This window comes from Streptomyces sp. CG4 (genome assembly GCF_041080655.1).
Taxonomy (GTDB): Bacteria; Actinomycetota; Actinomycetes; order Streptomycetales; family Streptomycetaceae; genus Streptomyces.
Window position 1 is genome coordinate 5,604,030 of the sequence record NZ_CP163525.1, and the last position, 9,525, is coordinate 5,613,554.

Annotated in this window: 6 protein-coding genes; 2 read left to right on the plus strand and 4 right to left on the minus strand. The window is 64.2% G+C overall.

The features are described 5' to 3' along the window. The first annotated feature begins 143 nt into the window (after positions 1 to 143). Entirely contained in the window at positions 144 to 1,382 is a 1,239-nt protein-coding gene (locus AB5L52_RS25625) for an IS256 family transposase (protein ID WP_369366441.1), read from the plus strand. Positions 1,383 to 1,784: 402 nt separating this feature from the next. On the opposite strand, the gene argS is transcribed toward AB5L52_RS25625, so the two are convergent. Then, entirely contained in the window at positions 1,785 to 3,446 is a 1,662-nt protein-coding gene (gene argS / locus AB5L52_RS25630) for an arginine--tRNA ligase (RefSeq protein WP_369366443.1), read from the minus strand. Between the two features lie 347 nt (positions 3,447 to 3,793). Here argS and AB5L52_RS25635 point away from each other — a divergent pair, with 347 nt between their 5' ends. Further along, a complete protein-coding gene (locus tag AB5L52_RS25635; RefSeq protein WP_369366445.1) occupies positions 3,794 to 6,835 on the plus strand; it encodes a BTAD domain-containing putative transcriptional regulator in 3,042 nt (1,013 codons plus the stop codon). A 413-nt stretch (positions 6,836 to 7,248) separates the two neighbouring features. Here AB5L52_RS25635 and AB5L52_RS25640 read toward each other — a convergent pair whose 3' ends face one another. From AB5L52_RS25640 to AB5L52_RS25650, 3 genes are all read right to left on the minus strand, one after another. Continuing rightward, the gene (locus AB5L52_RS25640) at positions 7,249 to 7,626 is read right to left on the minus strand and encodes a hypothetical protein (protein ID WP_369366446.1); all 378 of its coding nucleotides are present in this window, start codon (positions 7,624 to 7,626) and stop codon (positions 7,249 to 7,251) included. Between the two features lie 253 nt (positions 7,627 to 7,879). Then, the gene (locus AB5L52_RS25645; RefSeq protein WP_369366448.1) at positions 7,880 to 8,545 is read right to left on the minus strand and encodes an NAD(P)H-dependent oxidoreductase; all 666 of its coding nucleotides are present in this window, start codon (positions 8,543 to 8,545) and stop codon (positions 7,880 to 7,882) included. A 125-nt stretch (positions 8,546 to 8,670) separates the two neighbouring features. Further along, positions 8,671 to 9,507: an aminoacyl--tRNA ligase-related protein gene (locus AB5L52_RS25650; RefSeq protein ID WP_369366450.1), complete on the minus strand. Its 837-nt coding sequence runs from the start codon at positions 9,505 to 9,507 to the stop codon at positions 8,671 to 8,673. Positions 9,508 to 9,525: the final 18 nt, after the last annotated feature.

A 9,525-nucleotide genomic window follows, 5' to 3' on the forward strand; every position in this document is an offset into this window, starting at 1 on the left:
GGCGCGGTCCGGTTGCGTCCAAGGCAGTGGCGTACGGGTTCGACTTGATCCGGGGGTTTGCTCCGGCGCCTGGACGAGGACCGCATAGACGAACGGCCACCGGCTGATCTTCGAGGTGTCGAAGCCCGAAGGAGATCAGCACGATGACCGCATCTGGCAGTGTGCCCCGGCACCCCCTCGCCGAGGTCAACCTCGCCGCGGCGAGTCCCGATCTGCTGCGCGCGATGGTCAAGACGTTCGCCGACACGCTCATGTCCGCCGAGGCCGACGTCGTCTGCGGCGCCGAATACGGGCAGGTCAGCGACGAACGCGTCAACCATCGCAACGGCTATCGTTCGCGCGAGTGGGACACCCGCGCGGGAACGGTCGAACTGGCCATCCCCAAGCTCCGCCAGGGCAGTTACTTCCCGCACTTGCTCCTGGAACGCCGCCGGAGGGCCGAGCAGGTTCTCGTCTCGGTGGTCGCGACCGCCTATCTGCTGGGTGTCTCCACCCGCCGGGTCGAGAAGCTCGCCGAGTCCCTCGGCGTGACCCAGCTGTCGAAGTCCCAGGTCAGCGCGATGGCCCGGCACCTGGACGAGCAGGTCGCCGCGTTCCGCAACCGACCCCTGGATGCCGGGCCGTATGCGTTCGTCTGGGTGGACGCGCTGACCCAGAAGGTCCGCGAGGGCGGCCGCATCATCAACGTCCACGCTCTGATCGCGGTCGGCATGAACGCCGACGGGCACCGCGAGATCCTCGGCATCGACGTCGCCACCTGCGAGGACGGCGCTGGCTGGCTCGCCTTCCTGCGCTCGCTCATCGCCCGCGGCCTGATCGGTGTCCAGCTCGTCATCCCCGACGCCCATGCCGGCCTCGTCGACGCGGTCGGTGTGGTTTTGCCCGGATCATCGTGGCAGCGATGCCGCACCCACTACGCCAGAAACCTGCTCAGCCAGGTCCCCAAGTCGGCCCAGCCATGGGTGGCCACCCTGCTGCGGACCGTCTTCGAACAACCCGACACCGACGCAGTTCAGGCCCAGATGCAGCACGTCCTGGACGCGCTGGGCGCCAAGTACCCCAAGACCGCGACCCACTTGGACTCCGCCCAGCACGACCTGCTGGCTTTCACCGCCTTCCCGCGCGAGATCTGGCGGCAGATCTGGTCGAACAATCTGCAGGAACGGTTGAACAAGGAGATCCGGCTTCGCACCGACGCGATCGGCATCTTCCCCGACCGCACTGCCCTGATCCGCCTGGTCGGCGCGGTCCTGGCCGAGCAGAACGACGAATGGACCGAGGCCCGCCGCTACATGGGACTCGACCTACTGGCCAAAGCCCGCCCCCACCCGATCGAGTCAGAAACCGACGGGATCGCTCTGCCCACCGAACTCACCGCATAGCCACAAAACGAGATCACCGAGTGGTCGTCGATACACCACTCCAGCGGAAGTAACCGTTGCTGGCGGTGTCCCGCCAGGTGGTGTAGGGGATCAAGACACCGGAATCCGCAGGCCAGCGAGGCAGGGCGGCTTCGCCGCCCGCTGTGGGGTGGGTAAATGGGCACGACGAACGCCCCGTAGCGAGCATGACGTCGCTCATCGACCAGTGGAGCCCCGGAGCCTGACAACTCTCCCACAAGCGTGCTGAGACTACTGCACACTCGCGGAACACCCGCTGACTCACTCAGCGACCGCATTGCCCGCGTTCCTTGTCAGGTGGAAGACAGCACTGGGCAGCCTGCCGCCACCGGCGCGGGCTCCACTTCGAGTGCGTCGGGATCCAACTCATGGCAGGGCACGCGCTCACATGCGTTCCGGCGCAGTAACCCCGAGAAGGTGTAGCCCATTACGCAGTACCACCCGGCTGGCGTCGGTGAGCCAAAGCCGGGCCTGGGTCAGCGAGGTGGGCTGCTCACCATTTCGGGGCAACACCCGGCAATTGTCGTAGAACCGATGGTAAGTACCCGCCAACTGCTCCAGGTAGTGCGCAACCCGGTGTGGCTCACGCAACTCGGCGGCTGTGGACACGACGCTGGGAAACTCGGCCAGCATACGAAGCAGATCGACCTCGCGCTCGTGCGTGAGAAGTGCTGGGTCGAAGTCCTCGGCCTTGCCTCGTTCGGCACCAATCGCTGCAGCTTTGCGCTGTACGGCACACAGCCGGGCGTAGGCGTACTGCGTGTAATAGACGGGGTTATCGTTCGTCTTCTGGGTCAACAGGTCGAGATCGAGGTCAATGGCCGCATCCACGCTGGCGCGGGCGAGTGCGTACCGGGCGGCGTCCACTCCGACCGCCTCCACAAGGTCGTCCAAAGTCAGCACCGTGCCGGCCCGCTTGCTCATCCTCACCGGCCGGCCATCTTGGACAAGATTGACCAACTGGCCAATGAGGATCTCGAGGTTGGCGTCCGGGTCGTCGCCGAAACAGGCTGCCATGGCCCGCATCCGACCCACGTAACCGACATGGTCAGCACCGAGCATGATCACGACTCGGTCAAAACCCCTCTGCCGCTTGTTCAGGTAGTACGCGCAGTCGGCGGTGAAGTAGGTCCAACTGCCGTCACCCTTGACCAGTACCCGGTCCTTGTCATCCCCGAAGTCGGTGGTACGCAACCACACCGCGCCCTGCGCTTCATAGACGTGACCGCTCTTACGCAGCCGGGCCACGGCCGCCTCAAGTTCACCCGCATCATGCAGGTCCTTCTCGTTGAAGTAGACGTCGAAACGGGTACCGAAGCCGGCGAGGGAAGTCTTGATCTCCTGGAACATCAACCCTGTCCCAACGTCCCTGAAGACGGCCAAGGCATCGACGGGGGACAATCCAAGGGCGTCCGGTCGCTGCTTGAGTACCTCATCCGAGATCTGCTGGATGTATGCGCCGCTGTAGCCGTCTTCGGGCACAGGGACGCCTTGGGCGGTGGCGAACAAGGACCGGGCGAAGCGATCGATCTGTGCTCCAGCGTCGTTGAAGTAGTACTCCCGCGTCACCTGCGCACCCGCCGCTTCGAGCAGCCGGGCCAGAGCATCACCAACCGCCGCCCACCGAGCCCCGCCGATGTGGACCGGTCCGGTTGGGTTGGCGGAAACGAATTCGAGATTGAGCCGAAGGGCAGCGAGCCGGTCCGTACGACCGTAAGCACCGTCGGCTTGAACGATGTTCTGGGCCAGGATGCCTTTTGCAGCCGACGTGAGGGTGATATTGAGGAAGCCGGGTCCCGCAACCTCCACAGAGTGCACCATCGGCGCAGCGTTGATGTAGGGCGCGAGCGCCTCGGCGATTTCGCGTGCGGGTCGTCCGGCGGACTTGGCGAGCTGCAGCGCGACGTTGCTTGCGTAGTCTCCGTGACTGCGGTGTCGGGGTCGCTCGACCCGGACGGAGGTGGGCGGATCAGCAGGGATGCGTGCGTCTGAGATCGCGGCGTGCACACAGTCGGTGACTAGCGCAGCAAGATCGGCTGGGGTCATGCAGACAGAGTAATGGCGAAGTCGATTCGGGCGGTACGGCGGCCAGAGATCGCCGTTGCTGGACGCCCATAGCTTCCATGTCAAGTGACCTATAAGCCATAGAAACCCAGAGCGCACCTTGGTGTGGCCGGAGACTCCGCCCCGCAATGCTTGACAAGCCGACCACTGGCGGTTGGCCGTTACGACCCCAGGTAACCTGATCTGAAACCGGGCAAAGCTACGTCAGCTGGCAAATCAGACACCGCGATGATGTTGTTCCGAGCCCCACAGCGGCGAACATCGCACTGGTTGGCCTGTGCGAAACCACCTAGGATCGATGCGGTTTGCAAGTACGGGGGAGAGACTGTATGGGGCACGACAACGAAGGAATGGGGGCAATCCCCCATGGAAAGCTCCGATTTAACGTGCTGGGGCCATTGGAGGTATGGGTCGGTACTGAACGCCTCCGCCTCGGCGGGTTGATCCAGGAACGGATCCTCGTCGCCTTGCTACTTGAAAGCGACACGATGCTGCCTGTCGCCCGGCTGGTGGAAGCGGCCTGGGCCGAGGCTCCGCCCGCCACCGCGACGCACCAGGTACGCAAGGCAGTGGCCGACCTCCGCCGTCGGCTCGTCGGGGGCGGGGAAATCCTGGTCACCGATGGCCCCGGATACCGGGCTGCGGTGTCACCCGATCAGCTCGATCTGGGCATGTTCCATGCGCTGCTCGCAAGGGGCAGGGACGCTGCAGCGGTCGGTAACACGACAGAAGTCGCCAGAGCGCTGGGGGAGGCACTCGCCTTGTGGCGCGGCCCGGTGCTGGGCGGGTCTGCGAGCCCGACAATCGAAGCTACCGCCGCAGCGCTGGAGGAACGTCGACTGAGAGCTGTCGAGCAATTGTTCGATGTTCGACTTGATCGCGGAGAAGCCGCCGAACTGGTGGGCGATCTTCGCGAGATCGTCGCCCAGTACCCACTACGGGAGGCACTGCGGGGACAGTTGATGCTCGCCCTGCACCGGTCGGAACGTCAGGCGGAAGCCCTCGCCGAGTACAGCAAGGTCCGCGAGCTACTCGTGGAAGGACTGGGCATTGATCCAGGTCCCAGTTTGACCAAACTGTACGAGGACATTCTCCGGGAAAGCCCAGAGTTGGCTGCTCCTTGGTCGCCCCGGAGTACTTCCGCTCAGCCGCTGTCTGCCGTCGACTCGCCGTGCACACTGCCCTATGACATCTCGGACTTCTCCGGACGTGAACATCAACTGGATGAGATCCTTGATCGAGCACGCCAAGTAGGGGGCGCAGGCACTCAGATCATTGCTATCGATGGGATGGGTGGGAGCGGTAAGACGTCGCTGGCGGTGCGGGCCGCACACCGGCTTGCCGACTCCTTCCCGGACGGACAGCTCTACATCAACCTGCGTGGTTACGCTCCCGGCCAACAACCCACGAGCTCTGTCAGCGCCTTGGGAACTCTGCTGCGGGTTCTCGGTCTGCCCGACGACCGGATACCCGAGGACCTCGCCGGCCGGACCGCACAGTGGCGTACGGCGCTCGCTGGCAAACGACTGTTGGTCCTCCTCGACAATGCCTCGGACACAACGGATGTCCGCTCGCTACTGCCAACCGAACCCGGATGCCTTGTTCTACTCACCACCCGGGCCCGCCTTATCGACCTGGATGGTGCCCACTGGCTCTCGTTGGGGGTGATGACACCTGAAGAAAGCCTCACCCTAATTAGGGAAACGCTGGGTGAACGGCGTGTTACTGCGGAATCAGCCGCAGCCGCCGAATTGGCCCGGCTCTGCGACTACCTACCGCTCGCCCTCCGCATCGCCACTGCCCGGCTCGGTAAACGGTTCCGCTGGACCCTGCAGTACATGGTCGACCGGCTCCAAGACGAGACGAGGCGACTGGAAGAGCTCAGTACGGGAGAACGCAGTGTCGCCGCGACCCTGCGGCTGTCATATCAGGCTCTCGACAAGAAGAACCGCGTCGCCTTTCGGACGCTGGCCCTACACCCTGGCGGCGGCATTGACGTGTACGCCGCGGGTGCCCTGCTCGGGACGCCGCCACACCACGGTGAGGAGGCGCTGGAGCTCCTCCTCGACGTGCATCTCGTCGAACAGCCGGAGATCGGCCGCTACGCCTTCCACGACTTGGTGAGCAGCTTCGCCCGAGGTCTGCACGGCAGCGATCCGGCATCCACTGACGAAGCGGCAGTGGAGCGTCTGCTCAGCCACTACCTCACCGTTACCGAGGCCGCGTGCGATGTCCTCTTCCCCGGACGGCGGAGCATATCTACCGGCATCGGCGACTCTCCGTTTGAACTACCCGCCGTGAAGACCGCTGAACAGGCCCAGATGTGGTTTGCCAGGGAGCAAAACACCTTGCTCTCCGCCGTCGCACTGGCCGTTCGCCGCGGGTATGACCGACATGCCGTGTGCCTGGCGCGCAACGTCATCTTCTATCTCAACGCGCATGGGCTCCTGGATGAGTTCGAAAAGCTGGCACGCACCGCCGTAACGGCCGCTCGTCGCCTAGGAGACGATGCCCTGCTTGGGGTGAGCCTTGCCAACCTGGGGGTTGCTTGCTGGGAACTGGGGGACTTCGCCGAGGGAGTCGATGTGGCGCAGGAAGCCCGCAGTCTCGCTGAACGCCTTGGAGACCGGGGTACCGAGGCCCACAGTGACAGCACACTGGGGCTTTACAAGAGCCTGCTGGGGGAGTTTCCGGAGGCCTTGGCCCACTTGGAGAGAGCAATCGCGCAGGAGCGACAGATGGGGCTCTTCCGAGCTGAGTCGGAGAGCCTGACCATCCTCAGCACGCTGTACGAGCAGTGGGGCCGCCACGAGGAGGCCGCCAATGCGGCAAGGCGCGCGGTGGCGTTGTCCCAGCAACTCGACCAACACGAGAACAAGTTGGTAGCACTCATCGACCTGGGCCTCGCATATGTAGGTCTGGGTCGGTACACGGACGCGGACGCCGCATTGACTCAGGCACGAGACCTGTGCGACGACACCCGAGAGGCAGGGATCGTCTCTCTCGCTCTGGCCTTGTCTGCGGAGGTCGCCTACCGTCTGGGCGAACAGGAGCAGTCCGCAGACTACGTCGAGGCTTCGTTGGACCGCATCACGTCGAGCGTGTCACTGCTGCGGTCCGTCAAGGTCAAGAACGTGATCGGACGGGTGCTTCACAAGCACGGAGATCACCGCCGAGCGCTCGACCTCCACAGGCAGGCCCATGAGCTAGCCGCCAGGCTCCGATACCGCCCTGAAGAGGCGTATTCGCGCCTCGGCATAGCTCGGGCTGCAGAGGCCCTGCACGATGCCGTGACTGCCGCCGAACACCGAGCGGCATGTGAGGAGTTGTTCGCCTCGATGAACGTACCCGAGGGGCGCTGGCGCAGCTGAGGACGGCTGCGGCTGGACAGCGCTCCTTGTGAGAGGTCCCGATACGTGCACCGGGTTGGGGGCTCGACGTCATATCCCGGTGAGCACTGTTGCGGATTGATTGCCACGAATCGGCCAATATGGCCAGCATCCACCATGGTGCCGAAGCCACTATGCCCCGGCACTCGTCGGCCCTTTGCCCTCGGCAAGAGAGTGCCGTTCCGCGTGATGCGACTGGGCATGCCCCGTTTCCGCCGCGGAAGTCAGACCGAAAGCCAGTATTGCGGTGGTGATCCCGATCAATGTAGCCAGCCTGCGTCCCATGTCAGGGCCCTTCGTGTGTCGTCCGCTGTTGACATCACCCATCCTCAGGGCAAGCATTCCTATATCGTTCCTGCGGCGATACCTCGGCTGGGAACGTCCGTCTCGTCGAGTTATCCGGCGGCGTCCGGGGAGACGTCATCGAGCTGGATCGTGGCGATCCGGGGGCCGCTGTCAGTAATGGCGACCGTAGTGCGGGCAGCACCGAACTCGTGGCCCATGACGTCAAGCGCGGCTCTGACAGCTGAGCGCAGCAGGGTGAGTTCGGACTCGGTCGCCCCTGGGTGGACAGACTCCTGGCTATCCACTGGCTGCTGCGGGGAGATGTCGAGAATGTGGTGCATGCCCTCGCTGCTGGAGGTCGTAACGCTGAACATGGGCCCGTCCAGCATCTCCTCAGAGGCGTATGACCGCGAATTGCTCGCGACCTCGACTCGCTCGGCCAATCGTTCCATGGCGGCGATCTCGTCGAGGGGTGCGTATGGCTCCATACCGCCACTTGTGTACGAGTTTAAGGGTTTCACGTGGAGAACTTTCTGTAAGTTACTGGCCGCAGGGGCTGATTTTTCGAAGACAGAATTTCGTTCTGATGAGGATTCTTGAAATTTCACACCCCCGTTTTCGCGGTAACTTTGTAAACTGATTTTGTTCCACGCGCCGCGACGTCCCTGGTGTTCGCGTGGCGGGCCCGCACCCCTGTTAAGCCCACAGCAGGGGGCAATCAAGGGGCGGGGCCCGCGATTTTCAAGATGCCTCAAGTTCCTCTGCGTGGCGTAGTGGACCAACTCGTTTGGTTCGCAGAAAGGGGTCCTTCGGTGCCGTGGCGAAGAAATCGGCATAACGGCTGGCGTCGTGACCTGCCAGTTGGCCGGTGCGGTGCGCTCGGCAGAGCAGGGCGCCTCCCCACGTCATGTCCAGGTACTGGGCGGTCCGCTCCAACATACCGACGAGAGGCTGGGCGTCTTGAGCCTCGCCACGGGCAAACGTGCTGACTGCCCACAGCGTCTTGCCGCCCATCCGAGCCCGGAAGTCCAGGCCGGGTCGAGTCATCCAGGACGCCCAGTAGTCCAGATACAGCTTGGTCTGCGCGGAAACGCTATACCAGTACAGCGGAGACACCACCACGATGTCAGTGTGCTCCAGAGTGGCGTCGAGCATCCTCTTTTCCGCCGCCTCGGTCTCGGGAACCGTCTGCACGGGAAACGAGAGCTCACTCAAACGTAGCCAACTCCGCTCGACCGTCACGGGAAGACCCCCGGCGGCGCGGCGCGCTAGCGACTCGGTTGCACCTCCTGTGTGCGGCCCACCGAGCATGAAGGCGAAGCTCCTACCTCGGTCCTCGCCAAGCACCGAAGCCGCCCCGTTCATCGCTGTCTTCACTGGATCCCTCGTCAGAATCGACCTTGACATCCATCTCTCCCCGCCATCGGCAATCTGAGCTGGTATTACGACGAAGCCCCCGGTGGACGAGTCCTCCACTGGTGAAGCCGTCCTCCACCGAGGGCTTTTTGCCTGCTGGCTGACGCTCTGTCTGCTTAGCGCTTCAGTTCTTCGGGCCAGCTACGGCGGTCCGAGCCGTGCCGGTGAAGAATGGCCAGCGCAATCCTCTCCAGTCCGAATGCGACGCACGAAGTGTGCGCCTCGCCCTCGGCCATCCTGAACCCGAACTCCGCCGAGAAGTGGTCCTTGTGGCAGTTGCACGAGACGACTGCCTGGCTGAGTCCGTCCGCCACCTCGACGACGAGCTCCCACTTCAGCTGATCGGCACGCTGCATCCTGCCCATCATCCGGCCCGCGTCTCCGAAGAAGGGGTCATTGGCTGGCTCCACGGCGACCGTCAGTCCCAGTGCCCTCAGCCAGCCGGACGCACGCTCGATCCAGTCGTCACGCCAGCCGAGTACCGAGGCAGGCGTGTCGACGCGGATGAGCTCGTGCATTCGGAAGGAACGCATCCGGCCCGCCTCGGCCGTGCGCTCGTGCCGATAGCAGTGCCCCGTCAGGTCGAATACCGCCGGTGCGGTGAACTCCGCCTCAGCCAGCTGCGGATACAGGTGGTAGCAGGCTGCGGGGAGCAACGCGACATCGCTGAGTTCGTGCCGCTGGGTCCAGGACTCCCCCTGGCGCAGGGCCGATGCCAGTTCGCGCCACTGTCGGTCGTCACCTTCGTAGGTGTGCACGGTTCCCAGCAGGTGCGGGAAGGTCTCGACGTAGCCGAGCCGTTCCAGCAGTTGGCGTGAGATCACAGGGGGGACGCCGATCCTCGTCGCGCGGTCGTCGGCCGCAAGGCGGCCGATGGACCTCTGCAGCGCGTCGATCAGTGTTTCGAAGGTGGAGCCGAACGCTACGAGTCCGGGTACGCCGGTGTCCAGCACCACGGTCTCGTCGACGGG

Coding starts and splice junctions, on each gene's coding strand:
- AB5L52_RS25625 (WP_369366441.1), top strand. CDS start 144: ATGACCGCATCTGGCAGTGTGCCCCGGCACCCCCTCGCCGAGGTCAAC.
- argS (WP_369366443.1), bottom strand. CDS start 3,446: ATGACCCCAGCCGATCTTGCTGCGCTAGTCACCGACTGTGTGCACGCC.
- AB5L52_RS25635 (WP_369366445.1), top strand. CDS start 3,794: ATGGGGCACGACAACGAAGGAATGGGGGCAATCCCCCATGGAAAGCTC.
- AB5L52_RS25640 (WP_369366446.1), bottom strand. CDS start 7,626: ATGGAGCCATACGCACCCCTCGACGAGATCGCCGCCATGGAACGATTG.
- AB5L52_RS25645 (WP_369366448.1), bottom strand. CDS start 8,545: ATGTCAAGGTCGATTCTGACGAGGGATCCAGTGAAGACAGCGATGAAC.